Source organism: Agrobacterium sp. 5Ca39, assembly GCF_055382365.1.
Map to the genome: position 1 here is coordinate 34,551 of NZ_AP026436.1, position 21,654 is coordinate 56,204.

22 protein-coding genes are annotated in these 21,654 nt (G+C 59.2%); 14 read left to right on the forward strand and 8 right to left on the reverse strand.

From position 1 onward, the window contains the following. Positions 1 to 10: 10 nt before the first annotated feature. From ybeY to trmB, 6 genes are all read left to right on the forward strand, one after another. Positions 11 to 517 (forward strand): rRNA maturation RNase YbeY, encoded by a 507-nt coding sequence (gene ybeY / locus ACZ47E_RS00170; RefSeq protein ID WP_006698908.1) that lies wholly within the window; start codon positions 11 to 13, stop codon positions 515 to 517. A gap of 15 nt (positions 518 to 532) precedes the next feature. Next, positions 533 to 1,672, forward strand: a complete 1,140-nt coding sequence (locus tag ACZ47E_RS00175) for a hemolysin family protein (RefSeq protein WP_022555520.1) — start codon at positions 533 to 535, stop codon at positions 1,670 to 1,672. Positions 1,673 to 1,876: 204 nt separating this feature from the next. Then, positions 1,877 to 3,466: an apolipoprotein N-acyltransferase gene (gene lnt, locus ACZ47E_RS00180; protein ID WP_107339957.1), complete on the forward strand. Its 1,590-nt coding sequence runs from the start codon at positions 1,877 to 1,879 to the stop codon at positions 3,464 to 3,466. 132 nt (positions 3,467 to 3,598) lie between these two features. Beyond that, positions 3,599 to 4,018, forward strand: coding sequence for a helix-turn-helix domain-containing protein (locus ACZ47E_RS00185; protein ID WP_004439621.1), 420 nt, complete (start codon positions 3,599 to 3,601; stop codon positions 4,016 to 4,018). A gap of 191 nt (positions 4,019 to 4,209) precedes the next feature. Further along, positions 4,210 to 5,472: a methionine adenosyltransferase gene (metK, locus tag ACZ47E_RS00190; protein WP_004439623.1), complete on the forward strand. Its 1,263-nt coding sequence runs from the start codon at positions 4,210 to 4,212 to the stop codon at positions 5,470 to 5,472. Positions 5,473 to 5,642: 170 nt separating this feature from the next. Next, positions 5,643 to 6,341 carry a tRNA (guanosine(46)-N7)-methyltransferase TrmB gene (trmB, locus tag ACZ47E_RS00195; protein ID WP_006698911.1) on the forward strand — a complete coding sequence of 233 codons (699 nt, stop codon included), beginning with the start codon at positions 5,643 to 5,645 and terminating at the stop codon, positions 6,339 to 6,341. Positions 6,342 to 6,404: 63 nt separating this feature from the next. On the opposite strand, the gene ACZ47E_RS00200 is transcribed toward trmB, so the two are convergent. Both ACZ47E_RS00200 and ACZ47E_RS00205 read right to left on the reverse strand, forming a co-directional pair. Next, complete coding sequence (locus ACZ47E_RS00200) at positions 6,405 to 7,304, reverse strand: ribokinase (protein ID WP_035206699.1); 900 nt, start codon at positions 7,302 to 7,304, stop codon at positions 6,405 to 6,407. Positions 7,305 to 7,358: 54 nt separating this feature from the next. Further along, the gene (locus tag ACZ47E_RS00205; RefSeq protein WP_006698913.1) at positions 7,359 to 8,552 is read right to left on the reverse strand and encodes a DNA recombination protein RmuC; all 1,194 of its coding nucleotides are present in this window, start codon (positions 8,550 to 8,552) and stop codon (positions 7,359 to 7,361) included. Between the two features lie 149 nt (positions 8,553 to 8,701). On the opposite strand from ACZ47E_RS00205, the gene def reads away from it, so the two are divergent. Genes def through truA form a run of 3 tightly spaced genes read left to right on the forward strand, consistent with a single transcriptional unit; the run spans position 8,702 to position 10,995 of the window. Next, entirely contained in the window at positions 8,702 to 9,214 is a 513-nt protein-coding gene (gene def / locus ACZ47E_RS00210) for a peptide deformylase (protein ID WP_004439632.1), read from the forward strand. Positions 9,215 to 9,259: 45 nt separating this feature from the next. Beyond that, positions 9,260 to 10,195, forward strand: a complete 936-nt coding sequence (gene fmt, locus ACZ47E_RS00215; protein WP_278067181.1) for a methionyl-tRNA formyltransferase — start codon at positions 9,260 to 9,262, stop codon at positions 10,193 to 10,195. Next, positions 10,195 to 10,995 carry a tRNA pseudouridine(38-40) synthase TruA gene (gene truA / locus ACZ47E_RS00220; RefSeq protein ID WP_278067182.1) on the forward strand — a complete coding sequence of 267 codons (801 nt, stop codon included), beginning with the start codon at positions 10,195 to 10,197 and terminating at the stop codon, positions 10,993 to 10,995. The genes fmt and truA overlap by 1 nt, the downstream gene beginning before the upstream one ends. Before the next feature lie 12 nt (positions 10,996 to 11,007). Here truA and ACZ47E_RS00225 read toward each other — a convergent pair whose 3' ends face one another. Genes ACZ47E_RS00225 through dapD form a run of 3 tightly spaced genes read right to left on the reverse strand, consistent with a single transcriptional unit; the run spans position 11,008 to position 13,654 of the window. Continuing rightward, positions 11,008 to 11,604 (reverse strand): hypothetical protein, encoded by a 597-nt coding sequence (locus ACZ47E_RS00225; RefSeq protein WP_004439642.1) that lies wholly within the window; start codon positions 11,602 to 11,604, stop codon positions 11,008 to 11,010. Next, positions 11,588 to 12,784 (reverse strand): succinyl-diaminopimelate desuccinylase, encoded by a 1,197-nt coding sequence (gene dapE / locus ACZ47E_RS00230; protein ID WP_006698916.1) that lies wholly within the window; start codon positions 12,782 to 12,784, stop codon positions 11,588 to 11,590. Before dapE ends, ACZ47E_RS00225 begins: the two co-directional genes overlap by 17 nt. 15 nt (positions 12,785 to 12,799) lie before the next feature. Further along, positions 12,800 to 13,654 (reverse strand): 2,3,4,5-tetrahydropyridine-2,6-dicarboxylate N-succinyltransferase, encoded by an 855-nt coding sequence (gene dapD / locus ACZ47E_RS00235; protein ID WP_006698917.1) that lies wholly within the window; start codon positions 13,652 to 13,654, stop codon positions 12,800 to 12,802. A 143-nt stretch (positions 13,655 to 13,797) separates the two neighbouring features. On the opposite strand from dapD, the gene ACZ47E_RS00240 reads away from it, so the two are divergent. Together ACZ47E_RS00240 and ACZ47E_RS00245 are read left to right on the forward strand one after the other, a co-directional pair. After that, positions 13,798 to 14,658, forward strand: a complete 861-nt coding sequence (locus tag ACZ47E_RS00240) for an LOG family protein (RefSeq protein WP_004439649.1) — start codon at positions 13,798 to 13,800, stop codon at positions 14,656 to 14,658. Between the two features lie 166 nt (positions 14,659 to 14,824). Then, entirely contained in the window at positions 14,825 to 17,200 is a 2,376-nt protein-coding gene (locus ACZ47E_RS00245; protein WP_464016880.1) for a methyl-accepting chemotaxis protein, read from the forward strand. Between the two features lie 69 nt (positions 17,201 to 17,269). Here the strand turns inward: ACZ47E_RS00245 and ACZ47E_RS00250 are convergent, their stop codons facing one another. Continuing rightward, positions 17,270 to 18,214, reverse strand: coding sequence for a nucleoside hydrolase (locus ACZ47E_RS00250; protein WP_004439655.1), 945 nt, complete (start codon positions 18,212 to 18,214; stop codon positions 17,270 to 17,272). 203 nt (positions 18,215 to 18,417) lie between these two features. Between ACZ47E_RS00250 and ACZ47E_RS00255 the strand changes: the two genes are divergently transcribed. Further along, on the forward strand, positions 18,418 to 18,843 hold the full coding sequence (locus ACZ47E_RS00255; RefSeq protein WP_006698921.1) for an Hsp20 family protein: 426 nt from the start codon (positions 18,418 to 18,420) through the stop codon (positions 18,841 to 18,843). Positions 18,844 to 18,899: 56 nt separating this feature from the next. Then, complete coding sequence (locus ACZ47E_RS00260) at positions 18,900 to 19,157, forward strand: BQ00720 family protein (protein WP_003503706.1); 258 nt, start codon at positions 18,900 to 18,902, stop codon at positions 19,155 to 19,157. Between the two features lie 41 nt (positions 19,158 to 19,198). On the opposite strand, the gene ACZ47E_RS00265 is transcribed toward ACZ47E_RS00260, so the two are convergent. Further along, positions 19,199 to 19,795 carry an EF-hand domain-containing protein gene (locus ACZ47E_RS00265; protein ID WP_464016881.1) on the reverse strand — a complete coding sequence of 199 codons (597 nt, stop codon included), beginning with the start codon at positions 19,793 to 19,795 and terminating at the stop codon, positions 19,199 to 19,201. 100 nt (positions 19,796 to 19,895) lie between these two features. Beyond that, positions 19,896 to 20,609: a pyrimidine 5'-nucleotidase gene (locus ACZ47E_RS00270; protein ID WP_022555532.1), complete on the reverse strand. Its 714-nt coding sequence runs from the start codon at positions 20,607 to 20,609 to the stop codon at positions 19,896 to 19,898. Positions 20,610 to 20,716: 107 nt separating this feature from the next. Between ACZ47E_RS00270 and ACZ47E_RS00275 the strand changes: the two genes are divergently transcribed. Then, positions 20,717 to 21,634, forward strand: coding sequence for a DMT family transporter (locus tag ACZ47E_RS00275; protein ID WP_278067184.1), 918 nt, complete (start codon positions 20,717 to 20,719; stop codon positions 21,632 to 21,634). The last annotated feature ends 20 nt before the right edge of the window (positions 21,635 to 21,654 follow it).

The window sequence follows — 21,654 nt, forward strand, 5'->3', positions numbered from 1 at the left end:
CGAAAAGACAATGACAGCTCTGGATATTCAAATCAGCGTCGAGGCCGAAGGCTGGTCCTCGGAAGAGGACCTGTCTGCCTTTGCGTCAAAGACGCTGGATGCGGCGGTCGATTTTCTGAAGCGGGAAGAGGATCAACCCTTCCCGAAAATGCCGGTCGAGCTCTCGCTGGTCTTCACCGACGATGAAAATATCCGGGAAATCAACGCCGAGTGGCGTGACAAGGACAAGGCGACCAACGTCTTGTCTTTCCCTGCTTTTCCGCTGGAGCCGGGCGGAATGCCCGGCCCTATGCTGGGCGATATCGTCGTCGCGAGAGAAACGGTAGAGCGAGAGGCCCTTGAACTTGAGAAGAGTTTCGAGGATCATCTGACCCATCTTCTCGTTCATGGGTTCCTGCATTTGTTTGGTTATGACCACATGGACGAGGAAGAAGCGGAAGAAATGGAGTCGCTTGAGACTCGCATTTTGGCGGTGCTTGGCCTATCTGATCCCTATGCGGGTCAAGAACCGCTTTGAATATTGTCTGGAGCCATGAACGAACATTCTGCACGACCTGCCAATGAGGGCAGAGAAAACGGCGAGCAGTCCTCTTCGGAGGAGGGCAGTAGTCACTTACGTCAGGACTACAATGCCAAACCGAGATTGACCATCTGGTCGCGCATCGCGCGGTTGCTGAAACCGTCTCAGGGTGAGCGCCTGCGCGAGGATCTGACCGATGCGCTGATGGACGACACTGAAATAGGCGCCGCCTTTACGCCCGAAGAACGGGCGATGCTACACAACATCCTCCGTTTCCGTGAGATCAGGGTCGAAGATATCATGATCCCGCGGGTGGATATTGACGGTCTCGATCAGAATATGACGATCGGTGACGCGCTGATCCTGTTTGAGGAAACCGGACGTTCCCGCATGCCGGTTTATGAAGAGACGCTGGACGACCCCAAGGGGATGATCCATATCCGCGATCTGCTTGCCTATGTTGCCAAACAGGCTCGCAACAAGCGCCGGGTGGGATCGCGTGGCGTCGCTTACGGTGAAGTGAAGGCGCCGCGGTCGCCGCGGCCGAATTTCGATCTGGCGCGGGTCGATCTGGAAAAGACGGTTGCCGATGCCGGGCTGGTGCGCAAGATTCTTTTCGCGCCGCCGTCCATGTTGGCCTCCGACCTTCTGAAGACTATGCAGGCCCAGAGAACCCAGCTCGCCGTGGTGATCGATGAATATGGCGGTACCGACGGTCTTGTCAGCCATGAAGACATCGTCGAGATGGTGGTTGGGGACATCGACGACGAGCACGACAAGGACGAGGCGATGTTCTCGCGTCTTTCTGCCGATGTGCTCGTGGCGGATGCCCGCGCGGAACTCACCGAACTTGCCGAGGCTATCGGTCCGGAATTCGACGTGCGCGAACATCTGGAAGAAATCGATACGCTCGGTGGACTCATCTTCTTCGCGCTGGGCCGTATTCCTGCCAAGGGCGAGGTCGTTCGCGCCGTGCCCGGTTTCGAGTTTCAGATCCTCGATGCGGATACGAGGCGTATCAAGGGCGTTCGTATCGTACGCGATCACGGCTCCGAAGGGGAAGATGACCGCGCCCCCGGCGATGCCGGTGAGGTGATTGCATTGCCGCCGCCGGAGACGCGGTTGATCGCCCATCAGCAGAACGTGGACTGAAAGGATAGACGGGTAGCCCCCGTCGATCCCGCCGTTTGATCTTCCGGATTCTGCGGGTTCGACTACCCGGGCATGAGATCCCGCTCCATCTGCCCTGCCTGATGTGGACGGCGAATCTTTTTTCCTTTACGTCGAAACAAAGGGAAATTTCGCGGAATGGCTTGCCTGGAGCGGGTTTCCGGATGCGCATGATACGGAGATGGCATGGAGCGTCTTGCAGGCAGAGTGATGCTGGCCGGCGGCATGAGCCGCGCAGTGATGGCGATTGCTGCAGGCGCGGTCGGAGCGCTCGCCCTGCCTCCATTCGGTTTCTTCGCAGCGCTTTTCCTGTCTTTCACCCTGTTGGTCTGGCTCGTGGATGGCTGCACCGGCAAGCCGGGCGGCGGCCTCTTCAGCCGCATCCTTCCCGCTTTTGGTATAGGCTGGTGTTTCGGTCTCGGTTATTTCGTGGCTGGCCTGTGGTGGCTGGGCAACGCGCTTCTGCTTGAAGCGGACGAATTTGCCTGGGCGCTGCCGCTTGCCATCCTTGGGCTTCCGGCCTTTCTGGCGCTGTTTTACGGTTTCGCGGTTGCTGCGGCCAATCTTGTGTGGTCAAACGGTCTAGGTCGGATCGCCGCCCTTGCCGCCGCATTCGGATTTGCGGAATGGCTGCGCAGTTTCCTGGCGACGGGCTTTCCGTGGAACGCCATAGGTTACGGCATCATGCCGATCCCGGTCATGATGCAGTCGGCGCATCTGATCGGTCTTTTCGGTGTGACCACGCTTGCCGTTTTCATCTTCGCCTCCCCCGCGCTCATCGCCACGAGAAAAGGCATGTGGCCCGGCCTTTCCCTGGCGACGCTGCTGCTGGCGAGCCATGTGGGTTATGGCTTCTACCGCCTCCAGACACCCGCGGAGACACCGGCAGATGCGGTGACAGTCAGAATTGTCCAACCGTCCATCGATCAGTCTCGCAAGATGCTGAATGATGACCGCGCCGAGATTTTCGGCGAGCATCTGCGGCTGACAGCCCTGCCTCCTGGCGAAGGCAAAAAGCGCCCCGACATCATTGTCTGGCCCGAAACCTCGGTGCCGTTCATCCTGACGCAAAATCCTGACGCGCTGGCCGAGATCGCAAAGACGCTGCAAGACGGGCAGGTACTCTTCACCGGAGCCGTCAGGATGGAAGATGCGGGTGCTGGCAGGCCGCCGCGTTATTATAACTCGGTCTACGCCATCGACAGTCAGGGAGAAATCATCGGCGCGACGGACAAGGTCCATCTGACCCCCTTTGGAGAATATGTTCCCTTCGAGGGTATCCTGCGGGAGTTTGGCATTGATAATGTCATCGCCCTGCCCGGGGGCTTTTCAGCAGCCTCTTCGCGCACGCCCCTGACGCTTCCATCCGGAAAGACCTTTTATCCGCTGATCTGTTACGAGATCATTTTTCCCGGTGAGATGACTCCGGCTCTCGCTGGCTCGGCGGCGATCCTCAACGTGACGAATGACGGCTGGTTTGGTGATACGCCTGGGCCGTATCAGCACTTTCTTCAGGCCAGGGTGCGGGCGGTTGAGACGGGTGTGCCGGTGATTCGCGGTGCCAATACGGGTATCTCGGCGGTTATAGACCCTTATGGGCGCATTATTGCCGGATTGGATTACGGTCGGGTGGGCATTGTTGACGCCACTTTGAGTGGTGGGTCAAACGACGCATTTACTTACGACACACATCGGACGTATTTCTGGTTGATTTTTTCCGTGATGATGATCGCTGCGGTATTTCCTGCCTGGAGTTTTGCCCGGCGCCAGAATTGACCGGGAACTCCTGCAATTGCATAGTGAATACGTCAGTCGTAAAACAAGTTTAGCTGCTGTCGAAATACCGGCTCATTTCTTCGAATAGTAATGAAGCGAGATATCAACCCATCCGAGTGTCAGGACCGCATGATGACCGAAAATAAGAAAAAGCCTAACCCCATCGACATTCATGTCGGAAGCCGAATTCGTCTTCGCAGAACCATGCTCGGCATGAGCCAGGAAAAACTGGGTGAAAGTCTCGGAATTACCTTTCAGCAAATTCAGAAGTACGAAAAGGGCACGAACCGTGTTGGCGCCAGCCGCCTGCAGAATATCTCGGCGATCCTCAATGTACCGGTTTCCTTTTTTTTCGAAGACGCACCCGGCGATCAGGCTGGCGGTACATCCGGCATGGCGGAAGCCTCGAGCTCCAATTACGTCGTCGACTTCCTGTCTTCGGCTGAAGGTTTGCAGTTGAACCGCGCCTTCGTGAAGATCGCCGACCCGAAGGTCCGTCGCCGTCTGGTCGATCTCGTCAAGGCGCTCGCCGCCGAGGGCGATGCCGAGTAGGGGCTGGCCCCTGCAGCGCAGAAAATTTCCGGCACGGGATGCCGGGCACTCAACGGTCCGCAGGGACCGTTTTTTTGTGCCAGATTAGAAAGGAATTCTCACATAAAGATATATTTATGTGGTTGTGTCCTTGTTTTTCGCGGCCGAAATGACTAACAAACTCGAAGACCGTTCTTTGAGGGGAATCCCGCATGCGTGCCAATTATCTGTTCACCAGCGAGTCCGTGGCCGAGGGTCATCCGGACAAGGTTTGTGATCGTATTTCCGATGAAATCGTGGATCTCATTTACCGTGAAGCGGCCAAAACGGGCGTGGACCCGTGGACCGTGCGCATCGCCTGCGAAACGCTTGCAACGACCAACCGCGTCGTGATTGCGGGCGAGGTTCGGGTTCCCGATACGCTGCTGAAGAAGGACAAGGACGGCAAGGTCCTCAAGGACGCAGCCGGCCATCCGGTTATCAATCCCTCGAAGTTCAAATCCGCCGCCCGCAAGGCTATCCGCGATATTGGCTACGAGCAGGATGGTTTCCACTGGAAGACCGCCAAGATCGACGTTCTCCTGCATCCGCAGTCGGCTGATATCGCGCAGGGTGTGGACAACGCGTCCGACAAGCAGGGCGACGAGGGTGCCGGCGACCAGGGCATCATGTTCGGTTACGCCTGCAAGGAAACGCCTGACCTCATGCCGGCGCCGATCTATTATTCCCACCGTATCCTGCAGCTGCTGGCCACCGCCCGTAAAAGCGGCGAAGGCGAGGCGGCGAAGCTCGGCCCCGACGCCAAGAGCCAGGTGACGGTTCGTTACGTCGACGGCAAGGCTTCCGAAGCCGTGTCCATCGTGCTGTCCACGCAGCATCTCGATGCAAGCTGGGATTCGAAAAAGGTTCGCGCCGTTGTCGAACCCTATATCCGCGAAGCTCTCGGTGATCTGAAGATCGCTGACGATTGCCAGTGGTATATCAACCCGACGGGCAAGTTCGTCATCGGCGGTCCCGATGGCGATGCCGGTCTGACCGGCCGTAAGATAATCGTCGACACCTATGGTGGTGCCGCCCCCCATGGCGGTGGCGCATTCTCTGGCAAGGACACGACCAAGGTCGACCGTTCCGCCGCCTATGCCGCGCGCTACCTTGCGAAGAACGTCGTGGCTGCCGGTCTTGCCGAGCGGTGCACCATTCAGATTTCCTATGCAATCGGCATTGCCCAGCCGCTGTCGATCTATGTCGATCTGCATGGAACCGGCAAGGTCAGCGAAGATCAGGTCGAGGCCGCGATCCGCAAGGTCATGGACCTTTCGCCATCGGGCATTCGCCGTCATCTCGATCTCAACAAGCCGATCTACGCCAAGACGTCTTCCTATGGTCATTTCGGCCGTAAGGCTGGCCGCGACGGCTCCTTCTCCTGGGAGAAGCTCGATCTGGTGAAGCCGCTCAAGGAAGCTTTGAGCGCTTAAGCATTTCCAGTAAAAGTGCGTAGCGGTTTTACGTCCGGAAAATGCGTCAACTGGATATCGCGCTTGTTATTTGGCGGCGATTGAGAGATACCGTCACCGAGTTTTGTAACCCGCACAGTGCCTCACGGGGTGCTGTGCGGGTTAAGTCTATTTGGTCTTGAGAGTATGAGATGACGGAAGAACGGCGTTCGCGCGCGACGGAAGCGTTTTTTGGCAGGCGCAAGGGCAAGCCCCTGCGCAATCAGCAGGTCGATACGATCGAAAATCTGCTGCCTTTGCTGAAAATCGATCTGGAAAGCGTGCCCCCGCAAAATCTCGCCGCACTCTTTCCGGCAGATGTGCGATCGATCCGTCTTGAGATCGGTTTCGGCGGTGGCGAACATCTCGCCCACCGTGCGGTCGAAAATCCCGAGACGGGTTTCATCGGTGTCGAACCCTTCGTCAATTCCATGGCCAAGCTGCTCGCCACGGTTCGCGAACGTGAACTGATGAATATCCGCCTTTACGACGATGATGCGACGCAGCTGCTCGACTGGCTGCCTGAGGGATCGATCGATCACATCGATCTGCTTTATCCCGATCCCTGGCCGAAAAAGAAGCACTGGAAGCGGCGTTTCGTGTCAGACGTCAATCTCGCCCGTTTCCATCGTGTGTTGAAACCCGGCGGCAGGTTCTGCTTTGCGTCTGACATCGACACTTACGTCAACTGGACGCTGCAGCATTGCGCCCGGCACGGCGGCTTTGAATGGACGGCGACAAGCGCTGATGACTGGCGCACGCCCTATGCCAACTGGCCGGGCACGCGTTACGAGAACAAGGCGAAAAGAGAAGGCCGCAGCTCGGCCTATCTCACCTTCATCCGTCGCTAAAGCATTTCCAGTAAAAGTGCGCAGCGGTTTCACGTCTGGAAAATGCGCTAAAGGCAAGACCCCTTAAAGGGCCGCGTCAACTTCCGCTGCCTGCGGAATGGAAGGCTGCGCGCCGGCACGCGTGCAGGCGAGCGAGCCCGCAACCGCGGCGCGCTTCAGAGCCCTTTCGAAATCCATTCCCTGATCAAGGCTCGCGGCGAGGTATCCGCAGAAGGTATCGCCCGCACCAACCGTATCGACCGGCTCGATCTTCAGGCCGGAAGCCCTGTAGAGCTTGCCATTACGAATGGCGATCACGCCATCCGCACCGAGCGTGACGATCAAAGTCTGGCCGGTCCTCTCGTGAAGGGCCTTGAGTTCGTTTTCCCGCTCGTCGCTGGAGAGGCCATTCTTGCCGATCAGCAGCTCGAACTCGGTTTCATTGGCGATGACGATATCGGCAAGGCCGGCGAGACGCGGTCCGTCCGCGGTCAGCGGTGCTGTGTTAATAACGGTGGTGACGCGTTTCGCCTTTGCGGCCGTCAGTGCAGCTTCGATGGCGGGTGCCGGTATCTCGAACTGCAGCATGAGAATATCGCTTGCAGCCATTTCGGATATGGTCTTCGCCGCGTCGGATGCCGAGACCTCACCATTCGCAGCGGGAATGACCGAGATCATGTTCTCTCCGCCTTCACCGATCAGGATAACCGCCGTTCCAGTCGGGCCGGGCGCGGTTTTGACCAATGACAGATCGGTTCCCGCGTCGCGTAGCAAGGTCAGCGCTGGTGCGGCAAAGGTGTCATCACCCGCAGCGCCCGCCATCTTGACCGTGGCGCCCGCACGCCGTGCGGCCAGCGCCTGATTGGCTCCCTTGCCGCCGGCGGCCGTGGAGAATGTCTCTCCCGTTACGGTCTCACCGGGCTTGGGCAGACGTTTGGCGGTCGCGACGAGGTCCATGTTGATGGAGCCGAAAACAGTAATCATGGGGCGCTGGGTCCGTATGAAATTTAAGCAAGGCGGCGACTTTGCCCGAGACGATCACTCGTCGTCAACTACCCGCAATTTCGCCGCACCGGCTCGGTTTTCGGCAAAGCGCCGGGCCTGCTCGATTTCTCCGTGCGGCGCGTCCTTTTCCGTTGTTGAGAAATCGAGCCCCTCGATTTTCTGTCCGCGCGCCAGTACCTTGTCAGAGGAGATAAGCATCATGTCGACGTCCTTCTGCGCCAGCCCGAAATGGGCCTGCAGCTTCCGCGTCCGATCGTCCAGCCGCCGCACATCGTCCATGAGCAGCGCCACTTCACCCTGAATGAGATGCGCCTGTTCGCGCATGCGCTGGTCTTTGAGCACGGACTGGATGACCTGTACCGACAGCATCAGCAGCGATGGCGAAACGATGACCACCCGGGCGCGATGGGCGCGCTGCACTAGATATTCGAAATGCTGGTGGATATCGGCGAAAATCGATTCCGACGGCACGAAGATGAAGGCGGTATCCTGTGTCTCGCCGCGAATGAGATATTTCTCGGCGACATCGCGAATATGCACTTCCATGTCCCGGCGGAACTGCTGCACGGCCGCGCGTTTGGTTTCCGGCGTCTCGTCCGCCTTGATGGCGTTCCAGGCTTCCAGCGGAAACTTGGCATCGATGACGAGCGGCGGCGCATTGTTCGGCATCTTGATCGTGCAGTCCGGCCGGTAACCGTTGGAAAGTGTCGGCTGCAGCTGGAAGGAACCCGGCGGCAGGGCGTCGGCGATCAACGTCTCCATGCGCGCCTGTCCGAAGGCTCCGCGTGTCTGCTTGTTGGAAAGTATCGCCTGAAGCCCGACCACGTCCTTGGCCAGATCCTGAATATTGCCCTGTGCGGCATCGATGACCGCCAGGCGCTCCTGAAGGCGGCTCAGATTTTCATGGGTAGACCGGGTCTGCTCCGTCAGCGTTTCGCCCAGCCGCTGCGACATGCCATCAAGACGCTGATTCAGCGTCTGGCTCATCTCCGTCTGACGCGTGCCGAGCGTTTCCGCCATGGCCGCGATCCGGCCATGCAGTTCGGACTGGGTTTTGAGCAGGTCGGAGATCTCGCCATCGGCCCCAGCTTTCTTCGACCGGTTCGCCGTCACAAGCCATGTAACGAAAAGGCCGAAAATCGCGGCAGCGAGAAGCGCGCCGAAGCTGATGTCGACTGAGCCGGCCCGCAGCGCGGGTTGAAGGAGAACGGAGAAGTCTATGTTCATGACTAAATCTAGCAGATTTCGATTGATTCGGAAGATCAAAACAAGAACATTCCTGCGGCGGAAATGAGTCCGGCAGAACGGATGCCGCCAGCCGTTTTCATCGTCGTGTTTTTTATTTCCTCCGCGCGAGAGATACGTTATGGGAAGCCATGACCATCAAACCGCTTATCATTTTGCCCGATCCCGTGCTGCGCCAGCAATCGAAGCCCATCGAAAAGGTGGATGCCGAGGTGCTGCGTTTGGCGGACGACATGCTGGAAACGATGTATGATGCCCCCGGCATCGGCCTTGCCGCCATCCAGATAGGTGTGCCGCGCCGGTTGCTGGTGATCGATGTTGCGCGTGAAGGCGAAGAAAAGACCCCGATCGTCTTCATCAATCCGGAAATCCTCAAGGTTTCCGATGACATTTCCACCTATGAGGAAGGCTGTCTCTCGATTCCCGATTATTATGCCGAGGTGGAGCGCCCTGCGTCGCTCACGGTGCAATATGTCGGTCGTGACGGCAAGCAGCAGACGGTCGAGGCGGATGGTCTGCTGGCAACCTGCCTTCAGCATGAGATCGATCACCTGAATGGTGTTCTGTTCATCGACCATATCTCGCGGTTGAAGCGGGACATGGTCATCAAGAAATTCACGAAAGCAGCCCGCGCAAAAGTCTGATCCGTCGCACAGCTGACGGAGCGGAAGACAGGGCAGGGGGCAATCATGGCTCTTCGCATCATATTCATGGGCACGCCGGATTTTTCCGTTCCGACGTTGCGTGCACTGGTGGAAGCGGGCCACGAGATTGCTGCCGTCTATACCCAGCCACCGCGTCCAGGCGGCCGTCGCGGCCTTGATCTGCAGAAATCGCCGGTGCATCAGGCTGCGGAACTGCTGGGTTTACAGGTACTTACACCCTTGAATTTCAAGGCGGAGGAAGATCGCCAGCAGTTTCGGGATTTCAATGCCGATGTGGCTGTTGTCGTGGCTTATGGGCTGCTTTTGCCAGAGGCCATTCTCTCCGGCACACGGCTTGGCTGTTATAATGGTCACGCTTCGCTGCTGCCGCGCTGGCGCGGCGCGGCTCCCATCCAGCGGGCGATCATGGCGGGTGACACCGAAACCGGCATGATGGTCATGAAAATGGAAAAGGGTCTGGATACCGGCCCTGTTGCACTTACGGCAAAGGTCACGATCGGCGAGAACATGACGGCCGGCGAGCTGCATGACAGCCTGATGCTGACAGGCGCTCGGTTGATGCGTCAGGCGATGGACAAGCTGGAAGCAGATGACCTGCCCCTCGTCACACAGGCGGAAGAGGGTGTGCTCTACGCCGCAAAGATCGACAAGGGTGAAACCCGTATCGATTTTTCAAGGCCGGCGCAGGATGTGCATAATCATATTCGCGGCCTTTCGCCGTTTCCCGGCGCATGGCTGGAGATGGAGATCGGCGGCAAGCCCGAGCGCGTCAAGGTACTGGCGTCCGAGCTCGCCAGCGGAATGGGTGAGGCAGGCAGCGCACTGGATGATGTTCTCACCATTGCCTGCGGCAGCGGCGCCGTGCGGCTTACCCGTTTGCAGAAGGCGGGTGGCAAGCCGATGTCGGCGGCCGATTTCGTGCGCGGTACCCCGGTTCCGGCCACTACGAGGCTCGGCTGATGCCACGCTTCCGCATGACCGTCGAATATGACGGTACGCCCTATTATGGCTGGCAGAGACAGGAAAACGGCCCCTCGGTTCAGGGTGCGCTAGAGGCTGCGGTTCGGTCGCTGACCGGCGAGAGCGTTTCCATTCGCGGCGCCGGCCGCACCGATTCCGGCGTGCATGCCGTTGGGCAGGTTGTCCATGTCGATCTCTCGCGAGACTGGGAGCCCTACAAGCTACGCAATGCCATCAATGCGCATCTCGCCATGGCGGGTGAAGCGGTGGCCGTGCTCGATGCCGCCTCCGTGACTGAGGATTTCGACGCCCGTTTTTCCGCCCTTCGTCGGCACTATCTCTACCGCATCATCTGCCGCAAAGCCCAGCTGGCGCTGGAGCACAAGCGGGCTTGGTGGGTGTCGAAGGACCTCGATCACGAGCGCATGCATGAAGCCGCCCAGATGCTCGTCGGCCGGCATGATTTCACCACCTTCCGCTCCGTGCACTGCCAGGCGAACAGCCCCGTGCGCACGCTCGACCGGCTGGATGTGACGCGCAATGGCGATCTCATCGAGATACGCGCGACGGCGCAGAGCTTCCTTCATAACCAGATCCGCTCTTTCGCCGGCACGCTGAAACTGGCAGGCGAGGGCACGATGACGCCAGAGGACGTGCGTGCCGCACTGGAGGCACGCGATCGAAAGGCCTGTGGCCCGGTCGCGCCACCGGACGGTCTTTATTTCATGCAGGTCGATTATCCCGACGTCATTCCGCCGCGCCGCCACCCCGAAGCCGAGGTGATGCAGGATGCGGATTGACGTCTAATTCTCTCAGGCCGGATAGACACCGAGAAAGCGCTGCAACGCTTCCGACAGAAGCATGCCGGGCACCAGTAGCGTCATGACGATGGCGGAGACGAGCAGCGACTGGTCGCGGATAAAAAACCGCACGATCCGTGAAAAGGCAAAGACCAGCGACAGAAGCAGCGCCAGCCACAAAATCGCGATCAGCCCCTGCAACGGTGGCAGGAAGAACGCAATCAGGATCAGAACGGCGTAGGCGTATGAGAAGGGCAGCGACAGCCAGTTCATGGTGGTGACGAGAGGCGTGAATTTTTCACGTGCGCCAAAGGCAAAGAGCAACATGCCGATCAAAAGCAGCGGCACGATCCAGCAAATGGCCTCCACCATCGCCAGGCGGAAGAAGAAGATGAACCCCGTTCCTGTTCCCGGCGGGTAGCTGGCGAGAAACGCTGCCCGCAGCCACAGCCAGGAAACCAGCATGGCGGGCAGGCACCAAAGGACGGAATAGAAGGACCGCCACATGCCGCGTTCGGTCAGGTCCAGATAACGTGCGCCATTATGGTCGCCGAGCAGCAACAGCCACAGGCCCGTCAGATAGAGCCTTACTTCACTTGCCGTCGGCATGGGCGAACCAGCGCTCGATAAAGGTTTCGTAAATGCGCGTCAGCGTCTCAAGATCGGCAATGGCTACCCGCTCATCGACCATGTGCATGGTCTGCCCGACAAGGCCGAACTCCACGACAGGGCAATAGTCCTTGATGAAGCGCGCATCCGACGTGCCGCCGGTGGTTGAAAGCTTCGGCTCCTTGCCGGTCACGGCCTCCACCGCGCCTGACAGCGACGAAATGAGGGCATTGTTTCGGGTCAAAAAGACATGGGCCGGTCGGTCCGCCCAGACGATCTCGTACTTTACCGGTGTGCGGTCGGGGCGAAGCTCGCCGTCTGCCGCAGCGGCATCCAGGCGGCGGATGATTTCCGCCCGAAGGCTCTCCGCGGTCCAGGTGTCGTTGAAACGGATGTTGAAGGCGGCTGTCGCCCGCGCCGGGATCACATTGGTGGCGGCATTGCCGGTATCGACGGTCGTCACTTCCAGATTCGATGGCTGGAAATCATCTGTGCCGTGATCGAAGGCCGGATGCATCAGCGCATGCGTCAACTGCAGCAGACCGCGAATTGGGTTGTCGGCGAGATGCGGATAGGCGGCGTGGCCTTGCACGCCATGGACCGTGATGCGACCGGAGAGCGATCCACGGCGGCCGATCTTGATCATGTCGCCCAGCTGGTCGGGATTGGTCGGTTCCCCGACGACACAGGCGTCCCACGTCTCGCCCTTTGCAGCAGCCCATTCCAGCAGCTTGGAAGTGCCGTTGATTGATGGGCCTTCCTCGTCACCGGTGATCAGGAAGGAGACGGAGCCCTGCGGCTTGCCGTGTTTTTCAATATGGCGGGCAATGGCGGCAACAAAACAGGCAATACCGCCCTTCATGTCCACCGCACCGCGACCGAACATTTCGCCACCGGCAATCTCTGCGGCAAAAGGCGGGTGACTCCATGCGGCCTCATCCCCAACGGGAACCACATCCGTATGGCCCGCAAACATCAGATGTGGCCCCTCGTTGCCGAGACGGGCATAGAGGTTCTCTACATCGGGTGTTCCCGCCTCGCTCGCCACCATTTTTTCCACCACAAAACCGAGCGGCGAAAGCAGGTTGTCAAGCAGAGTAAGCGCGCCGCCTTCCGCAGGCGTCACCGAAGGGCAACGGATGAGGGCGGCGAGATTGGCAACGGGATCGGTCGTGGTCATGGTATCAGCTTTATATCAGTCGCGCAGAAGCTCGTTGATGCCGGTCTTGGAGCGGGTCTTTTCATCGACGCGCTTGACGATCACGGCGCAATAGAGGCTGGGGCCGGGCTCGCCATTCGGGAACGGTTTGCCCGGCATGGTGCCGGCAACGACGACGGAATAGGGCGGGACTTCGCCATAGGTGATCTCGCCGGTGGCGCGATCAACGATCTTGGTTGATTTGCCGATGAAGACGCCCATGCCGAGAACAGCACCCTCGCGCACGATGCAGCCTTCAACGACTTCCGAACGCGCGCCGATGAAGCAATTGTCTTCGATGATGGTGGGCCCTGCCTGCAGCGGCTCCAGAACGCCGCCGATACCGACGCCGCCGGAGAGATGCACGTTCTTGCCGATCTGCGCGCAGGAGCCGACCGTTGCCCAGGTATCGACCATCGTGCCTTCATCGACATAGGCGCCGAGATTGACGAAGGAAGGCATCAGCACGACGTTCTTGGCCACGTAAGCCGAGCGGCGCACGACGGCGTTTGGCACCGCGCGGAAACCGGCGGCGCGGAACTGGTTTTCACCCCAGTTTTCAAACTTCGACGGAACCTTGTCCCACCAGGTGGCTTCGCCCGGACCACCGGTCACGATTTCCATGTCATTGAGACGGAAGGAGAGAAGCACGGCCTTTTTCAGCCACTGGTTCACCTTCCAGTTTCCATCCGCCTGCTTTTCAGCAACGCGTGCCTCGCCGCTGTCGAGAAGTTGAAGAGATGTGTCCACGGCGTCGCGAACCTCGCCCTTCGTCGATACATTCACGCTGTCGCGGTTGTCGAAGGCGGTTTCGATGATCGTTTCGAGGGAAGAGAGATCCGTGAGGCTCATGGAAAATTCCTTAAAGTCGCGTGTGTTCGTGGTCACGGCGGGTTCCGTGCCGCTGGAAGGCTTTGGCCATTTGATCTAAGGGAGTGTTGGAAAGGCGTCAATGCGATTTGGGTGATTTGGCGCCGCAGATGAAAGGCATGGAAATGACACGACTGAAAAACGGCAAATTGCGGCGCAAGGACGGGGTATGGGACCCGTTGAAGCGCAGCGCTGTGGACAAGCAGCAGGCCGAGGTCGTTGTCAAGACGCCGCAGTCGGACTCCCCGTCCTACCGGCTGGCCTATGTGGATACGGACTTTCTCTGCCGCGAGGAATTGCGACCCGTCAGGCTGCAGCTGGAACTTCTGAAGACGGAAATGGCGCTCACCGAACGCGGGATCAATTCCACCGTCGTTATGTTTGGCGGCGCCCGCATTCCCGAACCGGGAGGAGAGGCCTGGGCCGCGCGCAACGAAACGCAGAAGCGCAATCTCGAGCAGTCCTCGGTTTATTACGACGAAGCGCGCAAATTCGCCCGCCTTTGCACCGACTACGGCGCGAAATCCGGTCACCTGGAATATGTGGTGGTCACCGGCGGCGGTCCCGGCGTCATGGAGGCGGGTAACCGGGGCGCCATGGATGCCGGCGGCCCTTCCATCGGCCTCAATATCGTCCTGCCGCACGAGCAGGCGCCCAACCCTTATGTAACGCCGGAACTGAGCTTCAATTTCCACTATTTCGCGATCCGGAAAATGCACTTCCTGATGCGGGCAAAGGCCGTGGTGGTTTTCCCCGGCGGTTTTGGCACGCTCGATGAGCTTTTTGAAGCCTTGACGCTGATCCAGACCAAGCGCATGGCCCCGATCCCTCTCATTCTTTTTGGAGAAAAGTTCTGGCGATCCGTCGTCAATTTCGAGTTCCTGGCGGATTTCGGCACCATCGCTCCCGAGGATATGAATCTCTTGCACTTTGCCGAAACGGCGGACGATGCCTGGAAGATCATCTCCGACTACTACGAACACTGAAGATGCATGGCGCGGCGAAGTAATATTAGGGCTTAATTAGCAATCATATTCTAACTTCGCCCTGTCGCGCTGCAGCGCACTGTCCCATGCGGACGGGCCTCCATGACGGAGATTGTCATCCGTTGACGTCAGCTCCTTCGGGTTGACGATTTCCATTGGGGCCTAAATGTTCAATCTCAAAGTGAAGTCGCTTGCGACCAAGCTGATCCTCGTAACCGGCTGTGCCATCACCACGGTTCTCGTTGCATCCAATTCTTTCCTCATCTCCCAGACCAGTGAGCGCGTGCACGCGTTGACCATGGATCAGGCCAATACGGAAGCCCGCGCCATCGCCAACGTCATCGCCGCCGATGTCGGTGAACTCGGCAGCGCTGCCCGCTCAATGGCTGGCGTCATCGGTCGGGCGCATCAGGCGAAGTCGATGGATCGCCCTGGCATCGTCAACATCCTCAAGGCCAATGTCGAGCAGAATACTTTTGCATTCGGCAGCTGGTTCTGCGAACAGCTCGGTCTTTTCGATGGTCAGACGACAGAGATCGCCAACAGGCTCGATCTCGGCACCAACGCGACCGGCGCCTTCGCACCTTACTGGTCCAAGACCCAGAAGGGCGATATCCAGTTCTCCACCTTCAAGAACGATTACGCAGCGGAGTGGTATGCGCTGGCCGCCAAGACCGGCAAGGGAGCGATTACCCAACCTTATCTCGCCGAAGGCACGGAAGTGCCGACCACCATGACCTCGCTTGCCTATCCCGTCATGTCTGATGGCAAGATGATCGGCGTGGCGGGTGTCGATATTTCGCTCGCGTCTCTCACCCAGAAGCTGCAGGCTCTGCATCCTTTCGAGACCGGCCGTGTGACGCTCGTCTCCCAGGGTGGCCAGTGGCTGGTGCCGCCGACGCCCGAGCAGAACATGAAAGCCTATGACGGAGAGGGCGCAGCCACTGTCCAGACCGCGATCGCTTCGGGTAAGCAGGGCCTCATCGAAGACCTCGGCCTTGATACCGACGCGCCGTATAACCGTCTCGTTTATCCCTTCGCCGTTCCAGGGCTCAACGCAACCTGGGTCGTCCTTGTTGATATTCCCCATCAGGCCTTGAACGCTCCGGTTCAGGAGCAGACCTATCTGATGATCATCGGTGCGATCGTCATTCTTGCCGCCGTCATTGCAGCGCTTTATTTTGCAGTCCGTTATTTCGTTCGCAACCCGCTTGCATCGCTAGTTACCGACGTCAGGACGCTGAGCGACGGTCGCTACGATGTGCCCGTCTCCGGTCAAGACCGGCAGGATGAGACCGGTTCGGTTGCGACAGCGCTTGAAGGTTTCCGCGCCAAGCTTGCCGGCATCCGTGAGATGGAGGCCGAAGCCGACGCCCAGCGTGGTCACGCCGAAACGGAGCGCCAGCGCTCTGAATTCGAGCGCAATGAAAACAGCCGCATGCAGCAGCACATTGTCAGCGTTCTCGGTTCCGGCCTGAATGCCCTGTCGCAGGGCAATCTGACCTACCGCATTCAGGACGAGTTCCCGGGTGAGTATGCAAAGCTGCGCGAGGACTTCAACTCGGCGCTTGCCAGCCTCGAGGAAACGGTTTCCACCGTCAACGCAACCGTCGTCAGCATCGGCAATGGCACCGGTGAGATCACCCGCGCCGCCAGCGATCTCTCGCATCGCACGGAACAGCAGGCCGCCAGCCTTGAAGAAACTGCCGCTGCGCTTAACGAGCTGACCGCCCAGGTCAATTCCAGCGCCGAAAACGCCGCAGAGGCGGCCGGTGCCGTCAGCCATGCCTGTGAAGACGCCGGCAAGTCTGGCGAGGTCGTGCAGCAGGCCGTGAACTCCATGCAGGGCATTGCGCAATCTTCGGCGGAAATCTCTCGCATCATCGGGGTCATCGACGAGATCGCCTTCCAGACCAATCTTCTGGCGCTGAACGCCGGGGTGGAAGCGGCCCGCGCGGGTGATGCCGGCAAGGGCTTTGCCGTTGTCGCACAGGAAGTGCGCGAACTCGCGCAGCGCTCTGCAACTGCTGCCAAGGAGATCAAGGGTCTGATCAATACCTCGGCCACGCAGGTGGGCGAGGGTGTTCAGCTGGTCGGCAAGGCCGGCGACACGATGAAAAAGATCGCCGATCAGGTTCTGCAGATCAACCAGCTTATACGGCAAATTTCGGCCTCAGCCAGTGAGCAGGCGGTGGGCCTGAAGGAAATCAACTCCGCCGTTACGCAGATGGATCAGGTCACCCAGCAAAATGCGGCGATGGTGGAGGAAACCACTGCGGCCAGCGTGACACTCAACAGCGAGGCCGAAACGCTCAAATCGCTTGTCGCCGGTTTCGTAGTTTCCGGCGGTCAGCCCAGCCAGCAATTGCGTGCCGCCGCTGCGGCCATGCGCGCTCCCGCTGCGGCCATGCGCGCTCCCGCTGCGGCCATGCGCGCTCCCGCTGCTGCCGCCCCGACGTCCGCCCGTCCAGCTGCGCCCCGCGCGCGTCCTAGAACCAGCGGCGCAAATGCGCTGGCTCAGGATGACTGGACGGAATTCTGATGCGGTTTTCCGTTTGAAATATAAAGGGCCGCTGGTATCGCCAGCGGCCTTTTTTATTATCAGCGTCCGTCAAAGACGCGCGAAACGCTCCGTCAGCAACTCGAAGAAACCATCCGCATCCACCTTTCGCATCACGCGGGCATTGGCGGGGCGATCAGTCACGCGCCACCAGTCCACCACGGTCATGCCCATGGTCAGTTCGGAATGGACCTCGATCTCGACATTGCATTCGCGGCCCTCGAACAGTTCGGGCTTGATGAGATAGGCAATAACGCTTGGGTCATGCAGCGGACCGCCATCCGAACCGTACTTCTCGATGTCGAACCGCTCGAAGAATTCCAGCATTTCCGCCATGGCGATCGCCGGCCTCGTGCCGATCTCCCGAATGCGATTGACGCGTGCCTTGGTCGTCAGCAACTGATGCGTGACATCGAGCGGCATCATGACGATGGGCATGCCGGAGCGGAAGACGATGTCGGCAGCCTGCGGATCCACATAGATGTTGAATTCCGCCGCGGGCGTGATGTTGCCGCCCTCGAAGAAGCCGCCGCCCATCATCACCAGTTCTTTGACGCGATCAGCGATCTCCGGCGCCTTCAGGAGCGCTAGCGCCACGTTGGTCAAGGCCCCGAGGGTGCAGAGGGTAACGGTGCCCTCAGGCTCCCGCATCACCGTCTCGATGATGAAATCGACCGCGTGCTGCTTTTCTGCCTCCATGGTCGGTTCGTCGAGAACCGGGCCGTTGAGACCTGTACTGCCGTGGACATGTTCGGCGGTGATGGGCCTGCGCACCAGCGGCTTTTCGGCGCCCTCGTAAACGGGTATGTCGGTGCGACCGCACAATTCGCAGATGATGCGAATGTTACGGCTTGTCAGCTTCAGGGGAACATTGCCGGCAACTGCGCACAACCCCAGAATTTCGATGTCTTCCGGGCTGCCGAAGGCCAGCATGATCGCGGCTGCGTCGTCCTGTCCGGGATCGGTGTCGATAATGATTTTTCTGCGTTCTGCCATGTCTTGCCCGCCGTTGAGATGAGCGCTTTTTTCGAGCCGCGGGTGCTCACTTGTCAAGCCTCATTCCTGCCGCCGCTCACCGGTCACTTTGACTTGCGCATCGCGGTTCGGCTTCCCATATTGCAGGGGCCGGTGCGATTGACCGGCGAGGTTGCCGGAAGCGGGGCCGCTAAACGTCGCTTGGTTGCAAGGACAGAACAGATATGAGTCGCATGACGCCATTCACCCACCCGCTTTTGCTGGGTTTCGATGCCATGGAAAAGACGCTGGAGCGCATGGCGAAGGCCAATGACGGCTATCCTCCCTACAATATTGAGCGCCTGCCCGGCAGCGATGACGTACCGGAACGCCTGCGCATCACCATTGCCGTGGCGGGGTTCTCCGAGGACGATCTCGACGTGACGACGGCTGATAATCAGCTCGTCATTCGCGGACGCCAGCAGGAACAGGAGAAGCGCGATTTTCTCTATCGAGGCATCGCGGCACGCCAGTTCCAGCGGGTCTTCGTGCTTGCCGATGGCATGCAGGTCAGGGAGGCGCGCCTGCGCAACGGCCTTCTTTCCATCGATCTGGTCCGGCCCGAAATTTCAAACGTGGTAAAGAAAATTAATATTTCCGTCTCAGAGTAGACCATGAACGCCGGAATCGGACATGAATCGCTCGGCGTGAAGAAGGAGGCTGAAATATGCTTTTGAAAGAAGCGCATGCGCGTCTCACCCAATCCCAGCTCGCCCATATCGGCGAAGGAGAAGTGGGATATATCCGCAAGATCCGAGCGGAAGACGTCAGCCGCTGTTTCCCGGAGGCGCCCGATCTCGATCCGCAATTGGACCTTTGGGCATTGTTCGGCGCGGACGGGACGCCAATTCTCCTGACAGACAATCGTTCGAGCACCTTCTTCAAGGCGGCGGAAGACGATCTTAAAACCGTCAGCCTGCATTAAGAAAAAGCCCGCCGGTTGAGCGGGCTTTCTGCTTTTTTGGATTAGAGGAACGGCCGGTCCGGCATGTCGTCGATGGAGATGACGCCGTCCTTGTTCTTGTCCAGCCGTTCAAACATCTTTTCTCCGGCGGCGGCGAATTCGGCCTTGCTGACCTGGCCGTTCTCGTCAGTATCGGCCCAGCGGATCAGCGCGAAGCCGCCACCTTTACCGCCGTGCTTGCCCCAGCCCTGATGGCCGAAACGACCACCATGGTCACGCTCGGCACGCTTGCCCTCAGGGGCTTTGGCTTCATCCGCCTTGGCCTCTTCCCGCTCGGGGCGCGGGTGAGCGGCCCGGAAGGCCTCCATCTTTGCGTGACGATATTCGCGCATTTCCTTTGGCGTGATCGAGCCGTCCTTGTCCTTGTCGATCTCAGCGAACAGGGCATCCTGACGGGCGGTGAATTCCTCCTTGGAAATCTTGCCATCCTTGTTCGTGTCGGCCACCTTCAGCAGGTGAACGAAGGCAGCCTCCTGGCGGATCGGCATGCGATCCTTATGGCCTTTACCGGGTGCGGCGAAACTGGCCGTTGCGGCCGTGCTGAGCACAAGGGCTGCGCCAAGAGCAGACAGGGCGATTTTGCGTGTGGTCATCGTCATTACCTTTCTTTGGTGTCCCTGAAGAAAAGATAGTGACGTCCAGCAAGCCCCACCACTTAAACATCCGTAAGGTGCATGAAGCTTCGGTAATGTTCGCTACTCAGCGGGCGATGGTTTTTGTCAGGAACCCGGTCAGATCGTCGGTAATGTAGTCGATATGCTCATCCGTCACATCAGGGATTTCCCAACGTTCCATTATGACGCCCTCAAGATTTGATGGCACGAGTAGCACGGTCTTCATGCCCAGCGCTTTCGGGGCCGCGAGATTGCGCGGCAAATCCTCGAACATCGCAGCCTTTTTCGTATCGAGTTTTGCAAGTGCTGCAAACTTCTCGTAGGTTGCGCTGGCAGGTTTCGGCAAATAACCCGCGGCGACGATATCGAAAATATCCTCGAACTGATCGAGAATGCCGAGCGCTCCGGCGGCAGCCTGCGCATGCTTGACGCTGCCATTGGTGAGGATGAACTTCCGACCCGGCAAAGCCTTGATGGCCTCACCCAGTTCCGGATGCGGTTTCAGCGCCGAGTAGTCGATTGCATGGGCGCGTTCCAGAAACTCGTCCGGGCTGATGCCGTAATGGATCATCAGGCCCTGCAGCGTCGTGCCGTGGTCGTGATAATAACGCTTCTGCAAGGCGCGCGCTTCGTCGGGGTCGAGCTTCAGAAGCTCCGCCACATAGGCCGTCATGTTGCGGTCGATCTGGGAAAACAGATTGACGTGATGCGGATAGAGCGTGTTGTCGAGATCGAAGACCCATTCGCTGACATGGGCGAAATCGGCGGCGTCTGGCAGGTTTTTCGGCTTTGTGTCCATGGGGCAGCTTTATGCCTGTTTCGAATGCGGAAGAAAATCGAAAAGAGGACGATTGATCAGAAATTCGGGCTTGGCTGCGGCCTCGCGCGCATGATACCGCCAAAGCCATGGAACTCTGGATAGGCATTACTTTCGCAAGCGCGTTTTTGCAGAACCTGCGCTCGACTTTGCAAAAACACCTCAAGGGCATGATGGGCACCACGGGTGCAACGTTTGTGCGCTTCGTGTTCGGCATGCCCTTCGCTCTCGCTTATCTTGCATTCCTGCATCTTGGGCTTGGGCGTCCGCTGCCGGTGCCGAACATGGCCTTCGCCGTGTGGGCAACGGTCGGGGCCATGGCGCAGATCGCCGCCACATTCCTTCTGGTGCACCTGTTCTCTTTCCGCAATTTCGCTGTCGGCACGGCCTATTCCCGCACGGAGCCGGCACAGGCGGCGCTGTTTGCTCTCATTTTCATAGGCGAGAGCGTCACGGCCGGTACATTGGCGGCGATAGCGATTTCGGTCGCCGGCGTCATGCTGATTTCCGTGGCGCGCACGGAAGTAACGCCCGCTTCCTTCCTGACCTCGATCTTCAGCCGAACGGCGGGTATCGGCCTCGCCTCGGGTGCGTTCTTCGGACTGTCGTCTGTTGCATATCGGTCGGCATCGCTGGCGTTAGCACCAAGCCTGGCTGCCCCGGATGCGATGATGCAGGCGGGCTTCACCCTCGTCATCGTCATCGTCATGCAGACGGTATCGATGTTCCTGTGGATCATCTGGCGGGAAAGGGAAGAACTGCGGCGCATCGCCAGGGTGTGGAAACCGTCGCTTGCGGTCGGTTTCGTGGGTGCCACGGCCTCGTTCGGCTGGTTCACGGCAATGACCCTGCAGCAGGCCGCCGTGGTGAAGGCACTGGCGCAGGTGGAGATGCTGTTCGCCTTCGCTTCGACCGTGCTTTTCTTCAAGGAGAAGATCAACCGGCTTGAACTGTCCGGTTGCCTGCTGATTGTGGTCGGTGTGCTGTCGCTCCTGGCATTCGGGTGAATGCCTGATGTGGCGGACAG